Genomic DNA, 23,628 nt, shown 5'->3' with positions numbered 1-23,628 from the left:
CTGAGTTTGTGCTGCCAGCATCGCCCTTTGTACGGACCGCAGACCACGTGGTGGTCTGCGGCATTCGGATTCAAGGGAGTGGTGAGGATGCGAGGAGCACTCAGGGTGCGGGCGCTGGCGCTACCGGCCGCCGGGCTCGTGGCGGTCGGCCTGTTGGCAGGGTGTGGCAGCTCCGACAGCGGCACGTCGAAGGTGGCCTCCGTCAGCGGTGAGGGAGGCACTTCGGGTGGAGGCGGCTCGGCGAAGAGCGAGGCCGAGCAGTCGCAGGCGTTCGTGGGCTGCATGCGCGAGAACGGAGTCGACATGGAGGACCCCGACCCGGAGACCGGGAAGCTGAATCTTCAGTCTGTCATGGGCGGCGGTGCGAACAGCGACGCCCTGCGCAAGGCGATGGAGGCGTGCCGCGACAAGGCACCGCAGGCGATGAAGGACCGCGGCGGCAGCCAGGGCGCGCCGGATGCCGCGCAGTTGGAGAACATGAAGAAGTTCGCCGCCTGCATGCGCGAGAACGGTGTCGACATGGACGACCCCGGCCCCGAGGGCCTCGACCGGGAGTCGATGAACATGAGTGATCCCAATTTCCAGGACGCCATGGGTGAGTGCCGCGAGTTCCTCGGCGGCATGATGGGGGGCCAGCAGTGACCCTGCACCAAAGCACCGAGAACATGGCGGCCGCGGCTGCCGAAGACACGAGCGGTGGCCAGACACAGAATGCCGGTCGCCGCAGGAAGCGCCCGCTGCGTACCTCGCTGATCGCCATCGGCGTGGCGGTCGTCGCCGCGACCGGCGTGGCCGCCGCGACCGGAGCCCTGGGCGGTGACAGCGAGACGAGCACCTCCGCGGCACCGGCCGGTCCGCCCAAGACGGCCAAGGTCGAGACCACCTCGCTGACCCGTACCGAGACCGTGAACGGAAACCTCGGCTACGGCGACGCCACCGCGGTCCAGGCCCCACCCGCGGCAAGCTCTTCCTCGAGTGGCTCCACGTCCTCCAGTGCCGCGCAAGGCGGCCAGAGCACGGCCGGCAGTGGTTCGGGGGTGCTCACCTGGCTGCCGGCGGAGGGCGAAACGATCAAACGCGGCGCAGCCGTCTACAGCATCGACGAACGGAAGGTGCCGCTGCTGTACGGCTCGACGCCGCTGTACCGCACGATCCAGTCGGGCAGCGAGGGCAAGGACGTGAAGCTGTTGGAGGAGAACCTCTCCGCCCTCGGCTATACGGGGTTCACCGTGGACGACGAGTACACCGACGCCACCGCCACCGCCGTCAAGGCGTGGCAAGAGGACCTCGGCCGTGACGGGAGCGGCATCGTCGCACCCGGTGACGCGGTCGTGGCAAGCGGGGAACGGCGCGTGGCCGACGTCAAGGCCACCAGCGGCGGCTCGCCCACCGGGGACATCCTCACCTGGTCCGGCACGGAGCGCATCGTCACCGTCGACCTCGAAGTGAAGTTCGAGGACCTGGTGGACGACGGTACCAAGACCACGATCAAGCTCCCCGACGGCACAAAGGTCGACGCCACGGTCAAGGACATCGGCACGGCGGCCACCGCTGCTCCCGCCGCCGGCAGTACAGGCGGCGCCGGGACAGCCAGCACCAGTTCCGCCGACGCCACGCTCCCGGTGAAGCTGGAGATCAAGGACCAGACGAAGCTCGGCCGCTATCAGGCCGCGCCGGTGGACGTCACCTTCGAGGCGGAGACCCGCAAGGACGTCCTCGCGGTTCCGATCAACGCCCTCGTCGCACTGCGCGAGGGCGGCTACGCACTGGAGACTGTCGGCACCACAGGCATCGAATACCTGCCAGTGGAGTTGGGCATGTTCGCAGGTGGACTGGTCGAGGTATCCGGCCAGGGAGTCACCGCGGGCCTGGTCGTAGGGGTTCCCAAGTGAGCACCACCACCCCGCCGGTCATCGAGCTGAGGGGCGTCACCAAAACGTACGGGGAGGTCGCCGCCCTCGCCGGGGCCGACCTGGTCGTACAGCGGGGTGAACTCCTGGCCGTCGTCGGCCCTTCCGGCTCGGGCAAGTCCACGATGCTCAACATCATCGGAACACTCAGCCTGCCGACCACCGGAACCGTGGCCATCGACGGCCACGACATCACCGACCTCAGCGACCGCGAACTGTCCGCACTGCGCGCCGCCACCATCGGGTTCGTGTTCCAGCAGTTCCACCTCGCCCCCGGTGTCCCCGCACTGGACAGCGTCGCCGACGGACTCCTGTACAGCGGCAAGCCCCGGGGCGAGCGGCGCAGGCTCGCCGAGCAGACCCTGCGCCGGGTGGGCTTGGGCCACCGCCTCCACAACGAACCGCACCAGCTGTCCGGCGGGGAAAAGCAGCGCGTCGCCATCGCACGTGCCGTCCTCGGCGATCCACCCCTCCTGCTCGCCGACGAGCCGACCGGCGCACTCGACTCCACCTCCGGTGCGGTCGTCATGGAACTCCTCCACGAACTGCACGACTCCGGCACCACCGTCGTGATCATCACCCACGACCGTGACATCGCCGCCTCCCTTCCCCGCGAAGTGCGCATCAAGGACGGCCGCATCGAACACGACTCTGCCCTACCGGACAGGGCATACGAGAGGGCGGGGACATGAGCACCGCAGCACCGCCCAGGCCCCGCCCGAAAGCCGCCCGCCTCAGCCCCTCCGACGTCCTGCGCGTCGGCGGATCCGGCCTGCGCTCGCGCCCCATGCGGGTGTTCCTCTCCGCGCTCGGCATCGCCATCGGCATCGCCGCGATGATCGGCGTCGTCGGGATCTCCACCTCCTCCAGCGAAGAGCTGAACCGAAAACTGGACGCACTGGGCACCAACCTGCTCACCGTCTCCCCAGGCCAGTCCTTCGGCGGAGGCGACGCGCACCTGCCCGCCGAAGCCGTCGACATGGTCGCCAGGGTCGGTGCCGTCGAATCCGTGTCGGCCATTGGCAAGACGGACGCCAAGGTCTACCGCAACGACCGCATACCCAAGCAGGAGACCGGCGGCATCGGCGTCTACGCGGCCCGCACCGACCTCCCCGCCACCGTGGGCTCACACGTCACGACCGGACAGTGGCTCAACGACGCCAACGGCAAGTACCCGGCTGTCGTCCTGGGACCCAAGGCCGCCGAACAGCTGGCCGTCTCCCAAGCCGACCCCGACACCCAGGTGTGGCTGGGCGGACAGTGGTTCACCGTCGTGGGAATCCTGGAACCCAACGAACTCGCCGCCGAGCTGGACTCCGGAGCGTTCGTAGGCTGGGAAGCCGCCGAGGGGGAGCTCGACTTCGACGGCTACCCGACCACCCTCTACACCCGCGCGCAGGGGAGGGCCGTCGCCGACGTGCAAGCCGTCCTCGGAGCGACCGCGAACCCCGAAGACCCCAGCTCCGTCGAGGTCTCCCGGCCCTCCGACGCGCTCGCCGCCAAGGAAGCCACCGACGACACCCTCAGCGGGCTGCTCCTGGGACTCGGCGCCGTAGCCTTGCTCGTCGGCGGAGTCGGCGTGGCCAACACCATGGTCATCTCCGTACTGGAGCGCCGCGCTGAGATCGGCCTGCGCCGCTCTCTGGGCGCCACCCGCGGCCAGATCCGCACCCAGTTCCTGTGCGAGTCCCTGTTGCTGTCCGCCCTCGGCGGGGCCGGCGGCGTGCTCCTCGGCATCGGCGTCACCGCCGGCTATGCCACCTACCAGGGCTGGCCCACCGTGGTGCCTGCCTGGGCCATGGCCGGCGGAGTCTGCGCCACCCTCCTCATCGGCGGACTCGCCGGCTTCTACCCAGCCGTCCGAGCCGCCCGACTGCCCCCGACCGAAGCACTCGCCGCGGCGTGACCGTCCTGAAACACCAGTCGGCACCGGCCCGTTCTGCCCGTACGTGTCCATGGCAGAGCGGGCCGGAGCGATGGGCTCACCTTGAGTGGTACGTCACTGCGGGCTGGAAACGCAGAGATGTCAGCCTTGGGGCGACAACGCGGGGAGGATCACAGCATCGACATAGCGGTGCAGGTACTCGGCGTCCGCGTCGCAGCCTTCGAGCGGGAAGCGGGCGAGGACCGCGCCGATGACCAGGTGCGGCAGGAACTCGGCCGCCGGACCGGCGGCGCCGAGTTCCCCGCGGGCGACAGCGCGCTCCATCACCATGCGCAGGGCGGCCACCTCCGGACCCGCCATGACCTCGCGCAGGGCCGTGGCCAGCTCCTCGTTGCGTCGCGCGGCGTGCATCATGGCCTGCATGAGTTCCGTGTCCTCGCCCGACACCACCCCCATCCGGTCCGCGAGCTCGTGGAGATCTCCCCGAAGGCTGCCGGTGTCGATGGCGGATAGCTGGACGCGCCGGGTGTGGCGGATCGCTGTGGCCACGAGCTGAGGCTTGGATTTCCACCGGCGGTAGAGCGTGGCCTTGCTGGAGCGGGTGGCGGCGGCGATGGCTTCCATGGACAGGGTCTCGTAGCCCGCCTCCCGGAGCTGGTCCAGCACGCAGGTGTAGAGCTCCTGCTCCCTGTCGGGGCTCAGGCGGGACTTGCGGCCCGGCTTGTCGGCTCCTGGCGGTGCGCTCTCTGTCACGGATCTCCTTGTCGACACGGTGCCGTTTCGATAATCGGCTGCCCTGGGTTAGCATCATAGTGAAACGCACCCGTTTCTTTAATGTGAGAGCCGGCAGCCCCTGGCCTTGGGCACCCCGCTCCCCCTGCTTCGTTCTCCGTGACCGCGAGGTGATCCCGCCATGCCCCTGTCCATGCCCGATACCGATCCCAGGCGATGGAAGGCATTGCTGTTCATCTGCCTTGCCCAGCTGATGGTGGTGCTCGACGGCACGATCGTGAACATTGCGCTGCCCTCGGCACAGGTCGACCTCGGCTTCTCTGACGGAAACCGGCAATGGGTCGTCACCGCGTACGCACTGGCCTTCGGCGGCCTGCTGTTGTTCGGCGGCCGTATCGCCGACCTGTGGGGCCGCAAGCGGGCCTTCACCATCGGCGTGATCGGATTCGCCCTGGCCTCCGCACTGGGCGGAGCCGCCACCACCACCGGGATGCTGCTCGGCGCGCGAGCCCTCCAGGGCGCCTTCGGAGCCCTGCTGGCCCCGGCGGCCCTGTCGCTGATCACGGTCATGTTCACCGAATCGAAGGAGCGCGCCAAGGCGTTCGGCATCTACGGGGCCATCGCGGGCGGCGGCGCCGCCCTCGGGCTGATCCTCGGCGGTGTACTGACCGAGTACCTCAACTGGCGCTGGACCCTGCTCGTTAACATCTTCTTCGCGATCGCGGCGGCGGCCGGCGCCTTCCTGGTCATCCGGGAGCCCGAGGGTGACCGGCAACGAACCGGCCGCCTCGACATCCCCGGTGTCGTTCTCGCCTCCACCGGCCTGGTGGCCCTGGTGTACGGCTTCACTCGCGCCGAGACCGCCGGCTGGACCTCGGGTTCCACGATCGCCGTGTTCGCCGCGGCCGCGGCGCTGCTGACCGCGTTCGTCGTCGTCGAGAAGCGGGTCCAGGCCCCGCTCCTCCCCCTGCGCGTCGTCCTCGACCGCAACCGCGGCGGGGCGTACCTGTCGCTGGGCACCGCGGTCATCGGAATGTTCGGCCTGTTCCTGTTCCTCACCTTCTACCTTCAGGTCGTCCGCGGATACAGCCCGGTGATCACCGGCCTGGCGTTCCTGCCCATGGTGGTCGGCATGATGATCGGCTCGACGCAGGTCGCCACCCGCCTGGCCACACGTGTAGCGCCCCGCTACTCGATGGGAGGCGGCTTCCTCGTCGCCGCCGGCGGGCTCGTCATCCTGGCCCAGATCACGACCGACAGCCCGTACGCCGCCGTCGTCATGCCGGGCATGTTCATCATGGGCCTGGGACTGGGCACCGCCTTCATGCCCGCGATGAACCTGGCCACCCTCGGCGTGCGGGCCGCGGACGCGGGTGTCGCCTCGGCCATGGTCAACACCTCACAGCAGATCGGCGGCGCCATCGGCACGGCCCTGCTCAACACCCTCGCCACCAGCGCCACCGCCACGTACGCCGCCTCACACATGTCCACGGCCGCCACCCCCGACGGAGCGAGGCTCCTTCAGCTCCAAGCGATGGTCCACGGCTACTCGGTGGCGATCTACTGGGCCGCCGGCATCCTGGCCCTCGCCTCCGCCATCGCGTTCGTGTTCATCAACCACCTGCAACCGAAGGACAACCAGCAACCTGCGGGAAGCGCACCGCCGGTCATCCCCGCCCAACTCCCGGAAGCCACCAAGGCACCGCGCTGACGCCCGCGACGAAACGGACGCGCCCGCCTGCCTGCGCCACGGGTCCTGCGTGCTTCCGGCCCGACCTGCTGCGGCCATTCGGCCTTGAACAGCGGCGCGTAGCGTCAGCCCGAGCCCAGTAGCCCGCCTGGAGCAGGAGCATCGGCGCACGGGGAGACAGCGCAGCGGGCGGCGGTGCCGCGGTCGCCGATGCCGCAGGACCGGGGCGCTCGGCAGGCTGTTCCAAATCGTCGGACCTGGGTGGCGAGGCGATTGTTTCGGTCACGCCACAAGCCCTGCCCGTCATTAACGCGTGGGTGAGAGCGCCCCTGGGCCGCGCGCGCTCACATGCTCCCCGCCGCCGCGTCTATCGCAAGGACTCGCGCCCAGGCCGTGGACGTCCGTCCTGCTGGCAGTGGTGGGCGAGTTGGACGTACGGCAGAGGCCCGGGCAGCTGCTCCTGGACGGCGGCGGCTCGGTGGTGAAGGCGCCGGCGTTCCAGTGGTGGCACCGAGTCATAGGCGGCGTGCCGGCCAGGGCGTGCCGGAAGCCGTAGCGGCCGGATTCGTGATCGTGCAGCAGTGCTCCCGCGAGGGCACGGGACAGCGCGTTCGTCGCCCGTCCTGAAGTCAGACCCAATACCGACCCGATCAGTGCCTCGCTTGCCGGTACTCGGAGAACGGCGGCGGCACTGACGATGAGGCGGACGTCGTAGGGGGCGGGCACGAGCTGTTCCAGACCGTGCACGTCACTGCCCTGTACCGAAGCGGGAGATCCACTCAGGCGGTGCGATCGGTGGGTCGAAACTCGGCAAGGACGCCCTGGTCGAGTCGGGGATCGAATCGTGAAGGGTCAGTACAGGTCCATACGGCGGGCGGTCTCCTCACCGTGCCGCATGCGCTGGTGGGCGTCTTCGCCGAGGGCGGTGATGACACCGGCGACGACCGTCTCGATGACGGCGAGGGTGGGCACCAGGCTGTCGTAGGGGGACGGCGCAGCTACCTGGCTGGGCAGGACCACCTCCGCGTGGGTGGCCGCCGGCGAGAGCCAGGTGTCGGTGAAGAGGACGACCTTGCCTCCATGTTCCTGGACGAGTTCGGCCATGGCGACCTTGTCCTCCTCGTAGCGGCGGTAGTCGAACACGACGAAGACGTCACGCCGGTGGAGGGCCGCGAACACGGCGGTGCGTTCGACGTCTCGGTCGGGGAGGAATCTGACGTCGTCGCGTAGTTGCATGAGGTGCAGGCCGAGGTACTGGGCGAAGAGGTTGGTGAAGCGGCCTCCTGTCAGGGTGATGCGGCGTTTGCCGTCGAACAGCAGACGCACCGCGTGCGTGAGGTCGTGTGGGGGTAGTTCGGCCAGTGTCTGGGAGACAGCCGCGCTGAAGACGTTGCTGCCGCGTTGGAGGAGGTCACTGTCCTGATCCTGTCCCGTCGTGGCGCGGCCGTAGTCGGTCGCTTCGTAGAGGGAGAGGGGGGAGGCGTTGCGCTCGTCGAGTTCTTCGCGCAGCGCGGCCTGGAAGTCGGGGAAGCCTCGGTATCCGAGCCGGTTGACGAAGCGTAGGACTGTCGGGGCGCTGACGGCGGCGCGTTCCGCGAGGACGGCGATGGTCTCGAAGCCCGATGCGGGATAGCCGGCGAGGAGCACACGGGCGACCTTGCGTTCGGCGGGGCTGGCGTCGCCCAGCTTGATGCGGATCTCGTCGGCGATTGTGCCGGAGGCCATCGCGGGGTCTCCCTTCGGGTGGTTCGGGACGGTGCGTGGTGATCGGTCGAGCCTACTGTCGATCACCGGTGAGTGAGGCCGGCCGGACCACGGTGTCCAGCCGGCCTCGGTCGCCCGGGGTGGTCAGGGCAGAGTCGCTCCGGTGCGACGGCTATGCGTAGCCCGGTCACCGTTTGCGCCGTGGAACCGTCACTGGTCCACGCGGTGAATCCGGGCTGCTTGCTGAGGGTCACGGAGAACCGCGGCCCGCTCTCGAAGGTGGTCGCCTTCGCGGTGCGCTGCCTGTCGGAGGCCGCGAGTGCGCGTGCGGTGTTCAGGAATGAGTAGGGAACACCCGCCGGGTTGGCCGCGGATTAGAAGACATCCTTGTTGGCGGGGATCGGCGAAGCAGAGGTGGGGACGATGGGCCGCTTGCCCGCGGCGGGCAGGATCCGCCATCGGTTCGGGTCGTAGCGGTCGCCGTCAGTGAGGTAGCTGTAGCCGGCTCCGGTGAGAGACCAGCCGGACTCGCCTCTGCTCACTCGGGCTTGGCGCAAGTCGAGGATGGCAACACCGTGGGGACCCAGGACACGTATGCGCTCGTACGGCGTGCCGGGGGCCTCCACGACGAGTGCGGTGTTCTCTTCCAGGGCGTAGACACGGCCGTGCCCCGTATCCGCGGCCAGGCGCAGGGCGCGGCCTTCACGTCCGTAGGCCCCCGTGTGAGTGTCGATCAGTCCGGAGCGCAGGAAGCCGAAGCCGCCCGCAGGCAGGTATCCGAGCCGGGCGGGGTCGTCGAAGTAGCCGGGGCTGCTGCCGTCGCGCAGTCCTTCGTAGGAGTCTCCGCCGGTCACCATGTCCGCTCCGGCTGCGATCTGCGCACCGGCACTGGAGCCGGAGACGACCGCACCGCGAGCCAGTTTGGCGCGGATCGCTGCGAGCACCTTGGAGTCGGTGGGCTGAGCCATGGAGCAGAGTGGTGACGTAGCGGTACTGGTCGCCACCGCCGAAGAAGAAGCCGGTCATGGAGTTGACCTGCCGGACGACGTCGTCGGAGTCTGCGTTCCCGATGTGGTCGAGGTCGATCGGGATCCACTCGGCGTCTGCGGCGCCGTACCGCTCGAACAACCCAGCGTAATAGGCTCCGTTGCATTCCGAGTTGCCGCACTTGGCGGGGTCGCCGGCATGGGGGTCCTGGCTGGCAGGGACCGAGGAGGCGGTGATCACGCCGATCCGGGCCGTGGCACCGCCCGCGCGCTCGATGATCTCTCCGTACACCTGCGAGTTGTCCGCCTTCAGGCCGCCGCCTATGAGGACGAGCGAGCCTCGGCTACCCGGAGAGCGAGTGGTGCCGGCGGCGGCGGTCGGTGCGAGGGCCAAGGCAAGGACGAGAGCGGTACCGCCCGCCAACGCGGTACGGCGGGCTCCGGTCGGGACGCGCATGTGGGGCCTCCTGGGGTTGGGGATGGTTGGTGGCCGGGACCGCACGACGGGGGGCCGGCGGCGGTCCCGGCACTAGCCGGCAGCCATCGCGTGGTGCACATGGCTGCCGGGGCTGGTCTCCCGCACCGGGCAATGGCGCGTTCAAACCGGTGCGGGAGGTTCTGTGGTCAGCCGGTGCGGCTGTCGCCGAGGTCGGCGATGAGGGAGGCGAGCAGGGCGACACGGGTGGGGACGGTGGAGGTGTCCAGCCACTCCTCGGGGGTATGGTCGGCGCCACCGACGGGCCCAAGGCCGTCTAGCGTCGGCACACCGGTCCCTGCGATGAAGTTGGCGTCGCCCACACCGCCCGTAGCCGCACCGCCGAGCGGGATCCCGAGGCCGGCGGCGATGTTCCGGGCCGTGTCGAGGATGCGGCGCGAGGCGGGCGTGTCCTCCATCGGAGGGCACAGGTCGAGCTGCACCACGGTGGCCGTGGTTCCGCGAACGGCCGTCCGCGCGACGGCCGTCTCGATGGCAGCCCTGGCCATGCCGATGCCCGCGGCGGTGGCTGAACGCACCTCGATACGCAGCTCCGCCTCCGGGCAGACGATGTTCGCCCGGGTCCCGGCCCGTACAACGCCGACGTTGACGGTGACGTCGTCCCAGTGGCCGTTCAGGGCCTGGAGGGCGACGACCAGGTGGGCGGCGGCCAGCGCGGCGTTCGCGCCGCGCTCCGGCTCGATGCCTGCGTGGGCGGCGCGGCCGGTGACCGTCACCAGGAAGTCGGCGACGCCCTTGCGGGCGATGACCAGATCACCGTTCTCTCGGGCGCACTCCAGAGCAAGCGCGAAGTGTGCCCCGCACGCTGCCGCCTCCGTGGTGGGACGGCTCGCAGGGGAGCCGATCTCCTCGTCCGGGGTGGCGAGGAAGACGAGCTCGGCGTAAAGGTCAGCTCCAGCCTCGTGGAGGATCTCCAGGGCGGTGAGTCCGGCCAGCAGACCGCCCTTGTCGTCGCTGACACCCGGCCCTCGCGCAAGCTCTCCGTCAAGCCTGAAGGGCCGTTCGACGGCCGTGCCGTCCTCGAACACGGTGTCCATGTGCGCGACGAGCAGGACACGTCGGCCACCATCGGCCACCGGCAGGCTGCCCGACTTGCGTGCGATCAGCACGTCCCCGATGCGGTGCCCGTGGACGGGAGCGGGAGCGGTGCGCTCCACGTCGAACCCCAGCCGCAGGAGGCGGTCCTGAGTCCAGTCCGCCATCCGGTTCACGCCGTCGGGGCTGTACGAACCGGAGTCGACGGCCACGAGCTCGGCGAGGTCCGCCAGGTAGCCCCCCAGACGGGCTTCGGCGTACGGGAGCAGCGCGGCGGGGCGCAGCCGCTCCGGCGATGAGGCGGTCACAGGACCTTGGACAGGAAGGCGCGGGTGCGTTCCTGCCGGGGCTCGACGAGTACCCGTCGGGGTCGCCGGCCTCGACGACGACTCCGTCGTCCATGAAGACGGCGGTGTCGCCGACCTCGCGGGCGAAGCCGATCTCGTGGGTGACCACGACCATGGTCATGCCGTCGGCAGCGAGCCGGCGCATGACATCCAGGACGTCACCGACGAGTTCGGGGTCGAGCGCGGAGGTGGGCTCGTCGAAGAGCATGAGCTTGGGATTCATCGCCAGGGCGCGGGCGATGGCGACGCGTTGCTGCTGTCCGCCGGAGAGCTGCGCCGGGTAGTGGCCCGCGCGGTCGCCGAGTCCGACCTGTTCGAGGAGCCGCTGTGCGTCTTCCCGGGCTTCGGCCCGGGGGACGGAAGCGACCTTGACGGGTGCTTCCATGACGTTGTCGAGTGCGCTCAGGTTGAAGCGCTGGAAGACCATGCCGATGTCCCGGCGGCGTTCGGCGACTTCTCTTTCGCGCAGTTCGTGCAGCTTGGAGTCGTGGCGGCGGTATCCGACGAGGTCTCCCTCGACCGCGAGGGTGCCGCCGTCGATCTTCTCCAGGTGGTTGATGCAGCGCAGAAAGGTGGACTTGCCCGAGCCGGAGGGGCCCAGCAGGCAGCACACCTGGCCGCGTTCGACGATGAGGTCGATGCCCTTGAGGACTTCGACTTTCCCGAAGTGTTTGCGCACGCCCTGTGCGTGCACCATGGGGAGGTTCACAGGACCGTCTCCTTGGCGTTCTTCGGCCGGCGGGCCGGTCGTGGCACGGCTCCGGCGAACATCCTGCGCAGGCGGCTGGAGAGCACCGCGGCGGAGGTGGATTCCGGGTATCCGGACAACGCGGACCTGGAAATCGACGAGAACGGGGTGCCGGTGCTGCGCAAGCAGCGTGCCAAGGGCGTCAGCGCGATGGCCGAGGCGCTGGAGGCCGAGGTCAAGGCGCGGATGCCGGAGCGGACCCTGCTGGGCATCTTGTCGCGCACCGCGTACTGGGTGGAGTGGTGGCGCCGGTTCGGCCCGGCCTCCGGCAGTGACCCGAAGCTGAAGGACCCCTTCGGCCGGTATGTGCTGACCGCCTTCGTGGGCGGTATCAACATGACGTTCGCCGAGGCCGCGCGGCACATCGCGGGGGTGTCCGCGCACGAGCTGAGCGCGATCACGAACCGGCACCTGAGCGTGGAGAAGATCAACGAGGCGATCACTGACGTGGTCAACGCGTTCATGCGTCTGGACCTGGTCAAGGCGTGGGGCGATGGGACGAGTGTGGCGGCCGACGGCACGCAGGTGGACACCTTCATCGACAACCTGCTCGCCGAGTCCTCCATCCGGTACGGAGGCTTCGGTGGAATCGCGTACCACCACATATCGGATCACTACATCGCACTCTTCCCCAGATTCGTGCCCTGTGGAGTATGGGAAGCCGTGTACATCATCGACGGGCTGCTGAAGAACGCCTCCGAGATGCAGCCCGACACGATCCACGCGGATACGCAAGGGCAGTCGTTCCCGGTCTTCTGCCTTGCCCATTTGATGGGGATTGAGCTGATGCCGAGGATACGGAACTGGAAGGACCGCACCTTCTACCGGCCCTCCGCGAGCGCCCGCTACCGGCACATCGACGTCCTGTTCGACCAGGGTGGCCGCAACGTCATCGACTGGCGGCTGATCGAGACGCACTGGCGCGATCTCATGCGTGTCTCGATCGCGATCCGGGAGGGCACCCTGGCCTCGCCACTGCTGCTGCGCCGGCTGGGCAGCAACTCCCACCGCAACCAGATCTACCGGGCCTTCCGAGAGGTCGGCCGGGCGGTCGCCACCGTGCAGCTGCTCAAGTTCATCTCGGATCCGTCGCTGCGCCGCCGGGTGACGGCGGCCACCAACAAGGTGGAGTCCTTCAACAACTTCACCGACTGGCTGGCGTTCTGCAACGGCGGAAAAATCGCCGAGAACGACCCGGTCGACCAGGAGAAGGCGGTGAAGCTGACGTCTCTGCTCGCCAACAGCGTGATCTTCCATACGACACTTGACCTCATGAACGTCGTCCGCGAGCTCCAGGCGGAGGGCTGGCAGATCACCGGTGAGGATCTGGCCGCAATCAGCCCGTACCTGACCGACCACATCATGAGGTTCGGTTCCTACGCCACCACCGAGCTGACGGTGCGGCCCGACGCCTTCGACCCCCACCTGGACGTTGACATCGACGCGGAGGAGGAAGAGCCGGCCGCGGCGTGAGAAGCCCTGGGCTGCGGGGAGGGGCCGTCCCGCGCAGTGGCCGTCGGCGGGGAAACGCTGTTCGACATCGTGTACCGGCCGTGGCCCCCCGCTCGCCAAGGCCGCCCGCTGCGCGGGCAGCACCGTCATCGGCGGCCTGCCGATGCTCGTGCACCAGGCCGCCCGGCAGGTCGAACTTCCGAACCGGCCGCGCTCCGGCGCCCCTGGCCGCGATGCGGAAAGCCGCCGAAGGCGCCCTCGGCGAGGTCACCCGTTGAGTGGAGGCGCTTCCGGCTAGCATGATCATCGGGTTGATCGTTGTTGGTGGAGGAGCCGCCGGCCGTTGAGCCCGCCCGCTGCAGGCCGCGTCAGGGTGTCATCGAGACATTCGTCACGCGCGCCTCGGCGGGAACGTTCGGGGGCGGGGCGCATCGGTGGCCCCGGGCCATCGGCTGTACGTGAGAGGGCCGAAAGGAGGATGCCACGTCCCCCGGCTGCGGGCCGATGGTCCCGCAGGGGACAGGCCTTCTTCTGGTCCCGTACCCCCCGCTCCGAGCTGAGAATGGAACGCGGGTGCTCTGCACGCTGCAGCTCTTGAGCGCCCCTTTTCACGTCCATTTGTCGGGCGCCACGCACGGCAACAGGGGTGTCTGGCGGTTCATCCGAGCCGATGCCCCCGTTGCCCGATCCGGGTGCGCATGGCACTTATGAGACACCGTCTGTATATGACGGCGTCTCGGGTGCATGGCCGTGTCCTGATTCCTACGTCAGCCCGCGGATGTCTACTGCGGCTGCCCCGGTATGAAGAAGTGAGAAGCAGATGGATCTCGGAGATCAGCGGAAGGACGGTGCCCGCGAGCGGCTGCGCGCCGAGCGGGAAGCCGCGGCGCGCAGGAACCGGATCCGCCGGCGCGTGATCCTGGGCGCTTTGGCGGCTGTGGCTCTCGCCGGCGCCGGTTACTGCTACTTCGCGGCGCAGTCCCCGCGGGCTCCCGAGTCTGTGGCGCGGGCTCAGGCGCTGGTGCGGCCTGCCCACATCAGCGGCGCCGACGGCACGGTCATCTCCTACGGTCCGGCGAATGCGGCGCACACGCTCAGCATCTTCGTGGATCCGCGGTGCCCGTACTGTGCGGGGGTTGAGACAGGCTTGGGCGCGACCATGCGTAAGCTCGCCGACGAGGGCGCCTTCCGGGTCGACTACCACTTCGCGACGTTCCTCGACGGTGCGCTGGGCGGCAGCGGGTCCAAGCGCGCGGTGAACGCGCTGGGCGCCGCGGCCAACGAGGACCCGGGCAAGTTTATGGACTTCCTTGGTGTCCTGTACGCCCACCACCCCGAACAGGAGAAGGACGACAAGTTCGGCTCCACCGACACCCTCCTGGACCTCGCGGGGAAGGTCAACGGCCTGCGCTCGCCGGCCTTCGACCAGGCCGTCGAGGACCTCACCTACATGCCCTGGGTGGAGGAAGTCTCCAAGGCCTTTGAGAAGAGCGGCGAAACCGGTACCCCCTCCGTCAAACTTGACGGACAACCGCTCGAAGTCCTCTCCGGGCAGGGCATCTCCTCCATCACCCCGGAGGACTTCACCCAGCTCATCCACAGCAAGACCTGAGCCGGCCGGCAACAGGCCGCTCCGCCGGAGACCCCGGCCGTGGCCCCAGGCCTCAACTCCGGTCCTGGGAACCACCTGGATACCGCATGTGGCCGACCGGATCGTCGATGGCTGAGACCGGTGATCGACCAGCCACACTCCCACTCGTCAGCTCCGGGCAGTGGGAGGAGGCGACCCGGCTCGGTCGCCACTGCCCTGGCCGGATACCACCGTTGTGCGGCGCAGAGCAGGGGGATTTCCGTACGGGGGTGGTCGTCCATTCCTTCTCAAGAACAGGCAAGTCGTCGTGACCGTCGATTCCCATTCCGCTCCCGTCGTACGCAAGCCGGTGGTCGTCCCGTTCAAGGAGTATCCGGGGCTCTTCGCTCTCTCCCTGTCGGCCGCCTGCGCAGAGGACGACACCGAACACTTCTTTCCCTCCCACCAAACCCGTGAGGACACCGAGGCCGCCCGCGCCCTGTGCGCCGCGTGCCCCGTGCTCGCGGCATGCCGCGAGCACGCAGTGCAGGCCCCCGAACGCTGGGGATTCTGGGGAGGCATGAGCGCACAGGAGCGGGGATGGGACAAGTACGCCAAGCGCCTGACGGACTCCCCGAAGCGCGGCCGGTCCGCGGTGACGCCGCCAACCACCGGCATCCCGCAGCGAGGCCTTCCCGGGGCGGCCGGACCGCCCTGCACCTGAGTTCCACAGTTGCGGCGTGGTGTTCGAGAGCGGGGATGTCCGGGCCGTGACGTGAAGAGAGCCGTACGGGTTGGTGTTGTTGTGACGCAATACCTGGCCCCGTACGGCTCTCTCGCATCGTATCTGTACTGGCCTCTCTCGGCGTCGACTTGGCGCCCTCATCGTCGAGTTGGCCGGCCCGTGGATGGCGCGGGAGGACTCTCGGCTGCGTGAACGCCGAGGTCATGAGCGTCTGCGGGCCGAGGGCGGCGGACCTGACCATCAACTGGTCTTCACCGATCGGGTGATCGCCACCCTGGTGGTCCTTCGGTTCCAGCTCCCGCATGCGGCTCTGGCCGTCTTCTACGGCGCCGACCGCTCCACCATCACCCGGGCCGTCCAGGAGATCCGCCCCCTGCTCGCCCGCCGCGGCTTCGCGGTCCCCGGCGAGGCCGGACTGCGCCTGCACACGCTGGCCGATGTCTTCGCCTACGCCGACGCGAAGGGCGTTGAGCTGCGGCTCGACGGCACCGAGGTGCGCGTACGACGCCCGAAGGCAGGTCGGCCCGGACGGCGGGTCTTCGTCTCCGGCAAGATGCGGCAGAACACGAAGAAGGCCACCGTCATCACCGACGAGAAGGGCCGCACCCTGTGGACGGGCGCGATCCGGCCGGGCCGTATGCACGATCAGACGGCGGTGAACACCGAGGGGATCAGCGACCTGTTCGAGCAATATCCCAAGGTCAAGGCCAAGGTCGACGCCGGATACCGGGGCCTGGCCAAACGGTTTCCCGACCAGGTCCAGGCCCCGCCGAAGAAGCCCGGGAAGGACACCCCGCCGAGAACGTCAACGCGTGGAAGGAGGCGCGCAAGCGGCAGTCCTCGGAGCGGATCTGCGTAGAGCACGCCAACGCCGTGCACAAGCAGTGGCGGCCCCTCCAGCGGTACATCGGACGCCGCGAGCCGGTGCCCTGCAGCAGGGCCGGGCCCTGGCGGGCGGGTCCGTGTCGACGATCCTTGCCGTAGGCGACGGCGTTAGCGGTGAGCTTGGCCTGGTTGGTCTCGTACTTCTCGAAAGAGAGGCAGCCGGCGTGAGCGTCGGGGAACAGGGCGATCCACTGCTCGCGCGGCTGCAGTGTCGGGCCGCTCTTCCCGCTGGCGCCGGGTTTGTGCTGGTGGCGGCCGTAGACGAAGGCCCGGCATATCGCGGGTTGTGGAGGATCTGTAGCACCCGCGAGTGCGCGATCGGCCCCCAAACGACCTTCCCCTTGTCCAGGCCGCACTGGATCCGCCGAGGCAGGGTGAGGCGGTCATGGTTGAACGCCTTGACCACGCCCGTGGCCGAGCCGGTGGTGTCGAACAGCGTGAACACGGTGCGGATCGCCTGCTGGATCGCGGCGTCCGGGTCGAGAACGACCCTTCCGGCGCCGTCGGAAACCAGGCCGATCGGCAGCGGCTGGACGAGTTCCCCGCGCCGGGCCTTGGACAGCTGCCGACGTGGCCCATGCCGACCTCGGCGACCAGGCGCTGGAACCCTTCCCGGTCCGCGGCCGTGGCACCGGACTGGCCCTGGTCGGTGTCGATGACGTGGACCCGGTCGGCCGACCACCCAAGAGTGATCGCCCGCTCCTTCAAGCCATACTGACGCACCGTCGACTCGGTGGTGTTCAGGACCTGCCGAGCGAGCTCTGACGGATATAGAGGTACGCGTCTCGGGCAAGGTGAGAGGCCGTCATCTTGAGCCTTTTCCATCCGCATGCTGACGCGTGGTGGAGGACGAGGACGGCTTTGACGATGTCGGTGATCCGGTTGGTGCTGCAGCGGAGCTTCCGGAGCAGGCGCCAGCCCTTCAGGACGGCCATGGCCTCCTCGCCGACGCACCGGATCTTGGCGTGGCTGCTGTTGTGGCGTCGCTTCCACTGTTTGAGCCGGCAGCCCCGGAAAGGGACCCGGATGTTTCGGCCAGCCCCTTGGTACGCCTTGTCCGCCCAGCATTTCAGTCCCGCGACGGCGAGCGCCTCGACGATCCCGTGACTTCGGGCGGCCGTCAGGTCATGGGTGGAGCCCGGTAGGGCTGCCGAGGTCCACAGCAGTCGGCCGAACGGATCGGTGAGGACCTGCACATTCATGCCATGCCGCTTGTGCCTACCCGAGTAGTACGGCGTGTCCGCGGCGATCCGGTCGATCGGCAGCAGGGTGCCGTCCAGGATCAGGAACGCCTTCGTCCGGGCCGTCTCCACCGCCTCGGCCAGGGTCGGTGCGAGAGCAGCCAGGACTTCGATGGCCTTGCGTATGCACCGGCTATACGGTCGCGATGGCGATTTTGAACCCGGCGGCGAGCTGGGGGTAGGTGTCACCGCACCGCAGATGGCCAGCGCGGGCAGGGCCTGGCGGCCGGCGGGCAGACGCCGCCACCACGTGCCGATCTCCCGCTGCCTCGCGGTGAGCTGTCCGGTCAGGTGCCGCAGCGTGCGGCTGGCCAGGTCGATCGACGACGGGTAGACAAGCACGGAAGCTCCTGGCAGCACGTGTGATCTTGGTCGAGAACCCGTCTACCAGGAGCTTCGTCGCTACGTACAGCCCCCGACCTCCAACGGTCCGACATCCCAGTCAGGTTGGAAAAGGCTCAGGAGCGGGAAGATTTCACTTACGAGGTGCCTCGCTGAGCCTGCTGGATGGAACCGTAGGAAGTCCCATTCTCGCAGGTCGGAGGACACCTCTTCTCGTTTCACTATCCCACGGGGGCGACCGTCACGCGGTGGATCCAGGCTGAAACCTCGGCGGTGTAAGAGGTTTCAGATGAATATTGGCCTAGTAGCGGTGACCCTTGGGCCGGAAATGGAACAACTGCCACACGTCAACCCGGTCCCCGTAAAGGTTTACCCTCGTTTGCCCCTTGCCGTTGGGGACATCCAGGTATCCCTTGAATCCGGTAGATCGCGAGTAGCTCACGAGCGGGGTGCCACTCCATCCGTTTCCCTGATAGAGCCAGCCGAGACGCCAGACGTCGGACACCTTATCGCAGTCGATTGCCGTAATGCCGTCACGGTTTCCTGATGGCGTGAGGCACTTGCCATCATATTTACCGCTAGTGGCCATCATCAAGTATTCTGCCCCGCGAGAGTAGCTATTGTTGCTACCCTTTCCTGTAGCCACCAACTTGAATGTATCGCGTATGTTCTTTGATCCGTCGAAATCGCCCTTGCGGTTGATGTTGTTGCTGTACAGGAAGCTGTCAGAGTCGACAACCATTTTAGGGCCACGCACGTCCCAGGAGGGCGCAACCATCTCCAGCTCGAAATCATCGCCTGCTTCGGGGTCAACGTGGTGCGGATTCCCGGTGTTCAGGAAGCTGCATCCCTTTGCCTTCGCCGTGGCGTAGAGCGCAATGTATGCCAATCCGGCTGACGTACCGCCGCTACCGTCACCGTTGAAGTCGTTCATTTTGCTTTGGAGCTGGTCGCACGTGATTGCCTCCTTCGGTGCCGATGCAGCCATCGCAGGCGCACTGAACGCGGCAGGGGCGATCAGGGAGGCCCCCGCCAGGAAGGCGATGACGGATTTGCGGAGACCAATACTGCTGTGGCGTGACATGTTGAAGTGTGCTCCTTATTTGGGCGGTTGGTTGGGTTGTGTTAATGAACTGGCACCCGGTTGAACTTGGTTCTCATCGGGTCCGCGGTGACGGTCGCACGGCTCTGGTCAGTTCATGAGGGCGAGGCCGTGCGTGCTGAGCCAGGTGAGGGGGTTGAGGGCGCTGCCGTAGTTGGGGGTGGTGCGGGCTTCGAAGTGGAGGTGGGGGCCGGTGGAATTACCGGTGGATCCGACCAGTCCGATGACGTGCCCGGTCTCGATCTCCTGTCCGGTGTGGACATAGAGGGTGGAGAGGTGGGCGTACTGGGTGTAGGTGCCGTCGGCGTGGCGGATGACGAGTTGGTTGCCGTAGGCGCCTCCCCAGCCTGCGGTGACGACGGTGCCGGTGAGGGCGGTGTGGACGGGGGTTCCGGCGGGGGCGATGAAATCCTGGCCGGTGTGGCCGTTGGCCCACATGGAGCCCTGGGCGGCGAAGCCGGTACCGGTGACAGCGCCGGGCAGCGGGTGCGTGGCCTGGCCCGCTGCACGTGCCGCACCCGTGCCGGCCGCGGTGGATGTGGCGGGGGTGGCGTCGGCCGCGGTCAGGCCTGCCTTTACGGAGCAGACGGGCCAGGCGCCGGGGCCCTGGTTGGCCAGGACCTTCTGGGCGATGGTGATCTGCTGTTCGCGGCTGGCCTGGTGGGCGTGGGGGGCGTAGGCGGTGCCGCCGTGTTCGCTCCAGGTGGTGGGGGCGAACTGCAGGCCCCCGTGGTAGCCGTTGCCGGTGGAGGCCTGCCAGTTCCCCGATGCCTCGCAGGCTGCGAGCCGGTCCCACACGCTGCCGTCGGCGGCCTGAGCCGTGCCGGCTCCGGCCAGCATCGTGGCCGACAGGGCCCCCAGGACCAGGGCTGCAGTGCGCAGGCGGCGCAGCACGACCATACGGGGCGTGGCGCGCTCGCCAGGGCCGGGAGCCTTGGGCACGGGGGAGTTGATGGAGTGAGGCTGGGACTGGGGCATGGGGCGGCGCATCCTGGATGTCGAGGGTGAGGGGGGTGAGCCGCGGTGTCGCACCGAGTACGGCTGCTCATCCAGATTCGCGTCCTCAAAGCACCCGAAAGCGATCCATAAGTTGCGGATAGGCGCATCGAAAGTTGCGCCCACGGCCGTCCCGGCGTGGTAGAGGCCGGCCTTGTGGCGGGGGCACAGGCTTTCGGCTCCGCGGGAGGGGCCTTCTGGCCGACCGGCGAGTGACCTTCGGCAACCAGTCGTTCTGCCAGCAGCTTCTAAGGTGGACACGCGGCAACGTTTCCTACGAACAGCGCGCCGCAGGCATGGGCGAACAGCCAATACCGCTTATGACTGCGTGGCGTGGGAGCGTCCGCGGGCCGGGCCGTGCCTGTTCCAGATCGGCCACCGCGCTACTCCGCTGCCAACCGTCGGCGCCCCTGTCAGCCAGTCCGGATCCCGGCAGCACCTGCCGCTGCCCCGATCGCGAGGTTCATGCTCATGTCCGCATCCACCGCTTCCTCGAAGCTCCACGGCTTCCTTGTCCGGCTGCCCCGTATGCCGCCACGCCTTGTGGACATCACCGTGGTGGTGCTGACGGCAGTGTGCGGGGTGCTGGACACGCTGACCGATCAGCACAACGGACAGCTGGACCACCACATCGCCTGGACACTGATGGTGGTGATCCCAGCCAGTCTCGTCCTGCTCGTCCGCAGGCGTTACCCGCTGTCGGTGGCCTGCCTGGTCATGGCCACGCATGTCATCGCGTTCACCCCGCTGCCGCTGACCGCGGCCATGTACACCGTCGGCCGCACCACCCGCTCCCCACGGCGCCTCGCCCTGCTGGGCACGGCTGCGGTGCTCCTGCACGCCTGGGCCGTCCACAACGCACTGAACGTCCAGATCCGCGCCTGGGCCTTCGCCCTGGTCTTCGCGCTGGGCCCTCTGCTGTGGGGGCACGCCACCCGCATGCGCCACGAGCTGGCCACCGGCTGGGAGGAGCGCGCCATCGCCGCGCAGCGCGAGGCCGAACTACGCGTCACCCAGGCCAAGATCCGTGAACGCGGCCGCATCGCGCGGGAGATGCACGACACTGTTGCCCACCGGGTCGGCAACATGACGATCACCGCCACCGCGTGGGAAGTCAGCAACCCCGACGCACACCATGAAGCCGGCCTGATCCGCAAGGAAGGACGCCAGGCATTGGCGGAACTGCGCCAGACCCTCGGCGTGCTTACCCGCCCCGGCCACAGCCCCATCGTCGTCCCCGCAGGCATCGCCGAGATCCCCGCCCTCGTCGACACCACCCGCCAAGCGGCCGCCAGCCCGATCACCCTCACCCTGCCCGACACCATCAAGGCGCAGGCCAAGACATGGCCGGACGGTATCCAACGCGCCCTCTACCGCACCGTGCAGGAAGGACTGACCAACGCAGTCAAACACGCCCCCGGCGCAGCAATCGCCGTCACCGTCAGCCACGACAAGAACACCGTCACCATCCGCGTAACCAACAGGCCCGCCCACACTGCCCCGCTGGACCTGCCCGGCAGCGGCCATGGCCTGGTCGGGCTGGCCGAACGCCTCCAACTCCTGGGCGGCACCCTGACCACCCGCCAACTCCCAGACGAAGGCTACGAGTTGTACGCCACCATCCCCGCCCCCGCTCCCGCCCCCGGCCAGGGATCCATCTCGTGATCAGCATCTTGCTCGCCGACGACAGCACCATCGTCCGCCAGGGCCTGCGCACCATCTTGGAATCCGACCCCGCCCTGCACGTGATCGCCGAAGCCTGGGACGGCCCCACCGCCGTCGGCGCCGCCACCCGCTGCAGCCCCGATCTCGCCCTCGTCGACATCGTCATGCCCGGCATCGACGGCATCGAGACCACCCGCCGCCTGCAGCGGCTCCCCCGTCCGCCTCGTGTCCTGGTCCTCACCACCCTCGGCAGCGACGAGCACGTCGATGACGCCATCGCCGCCGGAGCCGCCGGATTCCTCCTCAAAGACACCCCGCCAGGTGAGCTCCTCCACCACATCCACACCATCAACAAAGGACACGCCGTCCTCGACCCCACCCTCACGGCCGGCCTCTTCAACCGCCTGGCCCACCACACAGCACCCGAGTCCATACCGCCCAGCCCACAAGCGGCTCAGATCGCCGATCTGCCCCTACGCGACCAGCAGATCCTGCACCTAGTCGGCCACGGTCACTCCAACGCGGAGATCGCTGACCAGCTATCCGCCACCGAAGCCACCATCAAGAGTCAGCTCAGCCGCCTGCTGACCAAACTCGGCGCCCACAACCGCGTCCAACTCGCCCGCATCAGCTACCACGCAGGTCTTGCTTAGTGGGACTCCGTTAGGTCTTCCCGATCATGTTTGGGCGGAGCATGTTGGACGGATGGACATGTGGCAGGTCGAGGGCCTGCGGGCGGAGTTATCGGGGTTCGTGGCGGATGTGTTCGCGTCGGTGCCGCGGCGTGATCAGCGGGCGAAGGGCGACTGCTACCTGCGGGGGCTGATGCTGGACGGGCGACGCAAGTCGATCCAGCCGATGGCCGAACGGCTGCCGGACGGCAACGAGCAGAACCTGCAACAGTTCGTGAACCAGTCCACCTGGGATCCGGTCCCGGTGCGGCGGCGGATCGCGGAGCGGATGGTCCCTCTGATCCGCCCGGAGGCATGGGCGGTCGATGACGTGTCGTTCCCCAAGGACGGCCGGATGTCGGTCGCGGTCGCCCACCAGTACTGCGGCGCGCTGGGCAAACAGGCCAACTGCCAGGTCGCGGTGAGCGTGCACGCGGTCACCGACACCGCGTCCTGCCCGCTGCAGTGGCGCCTGTTCGTCAACGAGGACTGGGCCGCCGATACCGGACGGCGGCACAAGACCGGGATACCCGAGGACATCGGGCACCGTGAGAAGTGGCGCCTCGCCCTGGACGTCATCGACGAGCTGACGGGGTGGGGTCTGGTGCCGCCGGTGGTGGTGGCCGACGCCGGCTATGGGCAGAACGCCGACTTCCGGGACGGCCTGGACAGCCGCGGCATCGGATACGTCGTCGCGGTGCGCTCGGACGTGAGCGTCCACCCGCACGACGCGTTGCCGGTCACACCGCCCTGGTCCGGCAACGGCCGCCGCCCTCAGCCCCGCTATCGGGACAAGCCGTCCTCGGTGGCCGCGCGCGCGGCAGTTCACGGACGGCACTCGTTCACCCCGGTCACCTGGCGGGAGGGCTCACGAGGACCGATGCGCTCACGCTTCCTGGCCCTGCCGGTGCGGCCGGCCGGGGTGCGGGCCCGCCGCCTGGCCCAGGCCGCCGCCACGGGCCACGACGGCCACTGGGGCGGCGTCCTGCCCGAGGTCACGCTGCTGGTCGAATGGCCCGTCGGAGCCGAAGCACCCACCGACTACTGGCTGTCCAACCTTGCCCACGACACGCCGCTCGCCGAACTGGTCCGCCTGGCAAAGATCCGCTGGCGGATCGAGCACGACTACCGGGAGCTCAAGCACGGCCTGGGCCTGGACCACTTCGAGGGACGCTCCTGGACCGGCTGGCACCACCACGTCACCCTCGTCACCGCCGCCCACGCCTTCCTCACCGAACACCGGCTCTCCCCAAAAGCCCGCACGCCGGACTGTCCCTCTACCAGGTGCTCGACGCACTCTGAACCGTTCCGGGTTCGGTAGAGACTCGATTCCATGAAAGGATCGAGTCATGGCACGCCCCTCCTCCTATCCCGCTGAATTGCGTAAACGAGCGGTCCGTATGGTCGCCGAGGTCCTCAGCGACTA

At 68.5% G+C, this 23,628-nt stretch carries 19 protein-coding genes and 2 pseudogenes; 13 read left to right on the top strand and 8 right to left on the bottom strand.

Annotated elements, in window-relative coordinates; genetic code table 11:
* Positions 1–105: 105 nt before the first annotated feature.
* Genes AC061S_RS33865 through AC061S_RS33850 form a run of 4 tightly spaced genes read left to right on the top strand, consistent with a single transcriptional unit; the run spans position 106 to position 3,816 of the window.
* Positions 106–642, top strand: a complete 537-nt coding sequence (locus tag AC061S_RS33865) for a hypothetical protein (RefSeq protein ID WP_478689706.1) — start codon at positions 106–108, stop codon at positions 640–642.
* Positions 639–1,892 (top strand): peptidoglycan-binding protein, encoded by a 1,254-nt coding sequence (locus AC061S_RS33860; RefSeq protein WP_478689705.1) that lies wholly within the window; start codon positions 639–641, stop codon positions 1,890–1,892. The genes AC061S_RS33865 and AC061S_RS33860 overlap by 4 nt, the downstream gene beginning before the upstream one ends.
* On the top strand, positions 1,889–2,602 hold the full coding sequence (locus tag AC061S_RS33855; protein WP_478689704.1) for an ABC transporter ATP-binding protein: 714 nt from the start codon (positions 1,889–1,891) through the stop codon (positions 2,600–2,602). Before AC061S_RS33860 ends, AC061S_RS33855 begins: the two co-directional genes overlap by 4 nt.
* Entirely contained in the window at positions 2,599–3,816 is a 1,218-nt protein-coding gene (locus AC061S_RS33850) for an ABC transporter permease (RefSeq protein WP_478689703.1), read from the top strand. The genes AC061S_RS33855 and AC061S_RS33850 overlap by 4 nt, the downstream gene beginning before the upstream one ends.
* Before the next feature lie 120 nt (positions 3,817–3,936).
* Here the strand turns inward: AC061S_RS33850 and AC061S_RS33845 are convergent, their stop codons facing one another.
* Positions 3,937–4,548: a TetR/AcrR family transcriptional regulator gene (locus tag AC061S_RS33845; RefSeq protein WP_478689702.1), complete on the bottom strand. Its 612-nt coding sequence runs from the start codon at positions 4,546–4,548 to the stop codon at positions 3,937–3,939.
* Positions 4,549–4,708: 160 nt separating this feature from the next.
* On the opposite strand from AC061S_RS33845, the gene AC061S_RS33840 reads away from it, so the two are divergent.
* Positions 4,709–6,238, top strand: coding sequence for an MFS transporter (locus tag AC061S_RS33840; RefSeq protein WP_478689701.1), 1,530 nt, complete (start codon positions 4,709–4,711; stop codon positions 6,236–6,238).
* Positions 6,239–7,069: 831 nt separating this feature from the next.
* Here AC061S_RS33840 and AC061S_RS33835 read toward each other — a convergent pair.
* The 4 genes and pseudogenes from AC061S_RS33835 to AC061S_RS33820 all read right to left on the bottom strand — a co-directional run bounded on the left by AC061S_RS33835 (position 7,070) and on the right by AC061S_RS33820 (position 11,482).
* Positions 7,070–7,942 (bottom strand): MurR/RpiR family transcriptional regulator, encoded by an 873-nt coding sequence (locus AC061S_RS33835; protein WP_478689700.1) that lies wholly within the window; start codon positions 7,940–7,942, stop codon positions 7,070–7,072.
* A 353-nt stretch (positions 7,943–8,295) separates the two neighbouring features.
* Complete coding sequence (locus tag AC061S_RS33830; RefSeq protein ID WP_478689699.1) at positions 8,296–8,889, bottom strand: hypothetical protein; 594 nt, start codon at positions 8,887–8,889, stop codon at positions 8,296–8,298.
* Positions 8,890–9,531: 642 nt separating this feature from the next.
* A complete protein-coding gene (locus tag AC061S_RS33825; RefSeq protein ID WP_478689698.1) occupies positions 9,532–10,746 on the bottom strand; it encodes a M20 family metallopeptidase in 1,215 nt (404 codons plus the stop codon).
* A pseudogene (locus AC061S_RS33820) lies at positions 10,743–11,482 on the bottom strand (amino acid ABC transporter ATP-binding protein). Before AC061S_RS33820 ends, AC061S_RS33825 begins: the two are co-directional and overlap by 4 nt.
* 201 nt (positions 11,483–11,683) lie before the next feature.
* On the opposite strand from AC061S_RS33820, the gene AC061S_RS33815 reads away from it, so the two are divergent.
* The 5 genes from AC061S_RS33815 (at position 11,684) to AC061S_RS33795 (ending at position 16,903) form a co-directional block, all read left to right on the top strand.
* Positions 11,684–13,006, top strand: coding sequence for a transposase (locus AC061S_RS33815; protein WP_478689732.1), 1,323 nt, complete (start codon positions 11,684–11,686; stop codon positions 13,004–13,006).
* Positions 13,007–13,805: 799 nt separating this feature from the next.
* Positions 13,806–14,597 carry a DsbA family protein gene (locus tag AC061S_RS33810; RefSeq protein WP_478689697.1) on the top strand — a complete coding sequence of 264 codons (792 nt, stop codon included), beginning with the start codon at positions 13,806–13,808 and terminating at the stop codon, positions 14,595–14,597.
* Between the two features lie 286 nt (positions 14,598–14,883).
* Positions 14,884–15,279: a WhiB family transcriptional regulator gene (locus AC061S_RS33805; protein WP_478689696.1), complete on the top strand. Its 396-nt coding sequence runs from the start codon at positions 14,884–14,886 to the stop codon at positions 15,277–15,279.
* 283 nt (positions 15,280–15,562) lie between these two features.
* Positions 15,563–16,159: a transposase family protein gene (locus tag AC061S_RS33800; protein WP_478689695.1), complete on the top strand. Its 597-nt coding sequence runs from the start codon at positions 15,563–15,565 to the stop codon at positions 16,157–16,159.
* 411 nt (positions 16,160–16,570) lie between these two features.
* The gene (locus tag AC061S_RS33795) at positions 16,571–16,903 is read left to right on the top strand and encodes a hypothetical protein (RefSeq protein WP_478689694.1); all 333 of its coding nucleotides are present in this window, start codon (positions 16,571–16,573) and stop codon (positions 16,901–16,903) included.
* A gap of 112 nt (positions 16,904–17,015) precedes the next feature.
* Here AC061S_RS33795 and AC061S_RS33790 read toward each other — a convergent pair.
* The 3 genes and pseudogenes from AC061S_RS33790 to AC061S_RS33780 form a co-directional block, all read right to left on the bottom strand.
* Positions 17,016–17,768 (bottom strand): annotated as a pseudogene (locus tag AC061S_RS33790) (transposase family protein); the annotation flags it as partial.
* A 301-nt stretch (positions 17,769–18,069) separates the two neighbouring features.
* Positions 18,070–18,852, bottom strand: a complete 783-nt coding sequence (locus AC061S_RS33785; protein WP_478689693.1) for a hypothetical protein — start codon at positions 18,850–18,852, stop codon at positions 18,070–18,072.
* A 108-nt stretch (positions 18,853–18,960) separates the two neighbouring features.
* Positions 18,961–19,848: a transglycosylase family protein gene (locus AC061S_RS33780; protein WP_478689692.1), complete on the bottom strand. Its 888-nt coding sequence runs from the start codon at positions 19,846–19,848 to the stop codon at positions 18,961–18,963.
* A gap of 489 nt (positions 19,849–20,337) precedes the next feature.
* Between AC061S_RS33780 and AC061S_RS33775 the strand changes: the two genes are divergently transcribed.
* Genes AC061S_RS33775 through AC061S_RS33765 form a run of 3 tightly spaced genes read left to right on the top strand, consistent with a single transcriptional unit; the run spans position 20,338 to position 23,523 of the window.
* The gene (locus AC061S_RS33775; RefSeq protein ID WP_478689691.1) at positions 20,338–21,531 is read left to right on the top strand and encodes a sensor histidine kinase; all 1,194 of its coding nucleotides are present in this window, start codon (positions 20,338–20,340) and stop codon (positions 21,529–21,531) included.
* Positions 21,528–22,184: a response regulator gene (locus AC061S_RS33770; protein WP_478689690.1), complete on the top strand. Its 657-nt coding sequence runs from the start codon at positions 21,528–21,530 to the stop codon at positions 22,182–22,184. The genes AC061S_RS33775 and AC061S_RS33770 overlap by 4 nt, the downstream gene beginning before the upstream one ends.
* Positions 22,185–22,236: 52 nt before the next feature.
* A complete protein-coding gene (locus tag AC061S_RS33765) occupies positions 22,237–23,523 on the top strand; it encodes an IS701 family transposase (RefSeq protein ID WP_478689689.1) in 1,287 nt (428 codons plus the stop codon).
* Positions 23,524–23,628: the final 105 nt, after the last annotated feature.

It is taken from the genome of Streptomyces sp. CA189 (genome assembly GCF_056428985.1).
Note: the sequence above shows the minus strand (reverse complement) of the source record. Positions and strands in the feature narration are given on the sequence as shown.

Excerpts from the sequence above, each read along its gene's own strand:
- AC061S_RS33775 (WP_478689691.1), top strand. The coding sequence starts at position 20,338 with ATGTCCGCATCCACCGCTTCCTCGAAGCTCCACGGCTTCCTTGTCCGG.
- AC061S_RS33815 (WP_478689732.1), top strand. The coding sequence starts at position 11,684 with ATGGCCGAGGCGCTGGAGGCCGAGGTCAAGGCGCGGATGCCGGAGCGG.
- AC061S_RS33850 (WP_478689703.1), top strand. The coding sequence starts at position 2,599 with ATGAGCACCGCAGCACCGCCCAGGCCCCGCCCGAAAGCCGCCCGCCTC.
- AC061S_RS33810 (WP_478689697.1), top strand. The coding sequence starts at position 13,806 with ATGGATCTCGGAGATCAGCGGAAGGACGGTGCCCGCGAGCGGCTGCGC.
- AC061S_RS33830 (WP_478689699.1), bottom strand. The coding sequence starts at position 8,889 with ATGGCTCAGCCCACCGACTCCAAGGTGCTCGCAGCGATCCGCGCCAAA.
- AC061S_RS33795 (WP_478689694.1), top strand. The coding sequence starts at position 16,571 with ATGGTTGAACGCCTTGACCACGCCCGTGGCCGAGCCGGTGGTGTCGAA.
- AC061S_RS33785 (WP_478689693.1), bottom strand. The coding sequence starts at position 18,852 with ATGTCACGCCACAGCAGTATTGGTCTCCGCAAATCCGTCATCGCCTTC.
- AC061S_RS33840 (WP_478689701.1), top strand. The coding sequence starts at position 4,709 with ATGCCCCTGTCCATGCCCGATACCGATCCCAGGCGATGGAAGGCATTG.
- AC061S_RS33765 (WP_478689689.1), top strand. The coding sequence starts at position 22,237 with ATGGACATGTGGCAGGTCGAGGGCCTGCGGGCGGAGTTATCGGGGTTC.
- AC061S_RS33835 (WP_478689700.1), bottom strand. The coding sequence starts at position 7,942 with ATGGCCTCCGGCACAATCGCCGACGAGATCCGCATCAAGCTGGGCGAC.
- AC061S_RS33780 (WP_478689692.1), bottom strand. The coding sequence starts at position 19,848 with ATGCCCCAGTCCCAGCCTCACTCCATCAACTCCCCCGTGCCCAAGGCT.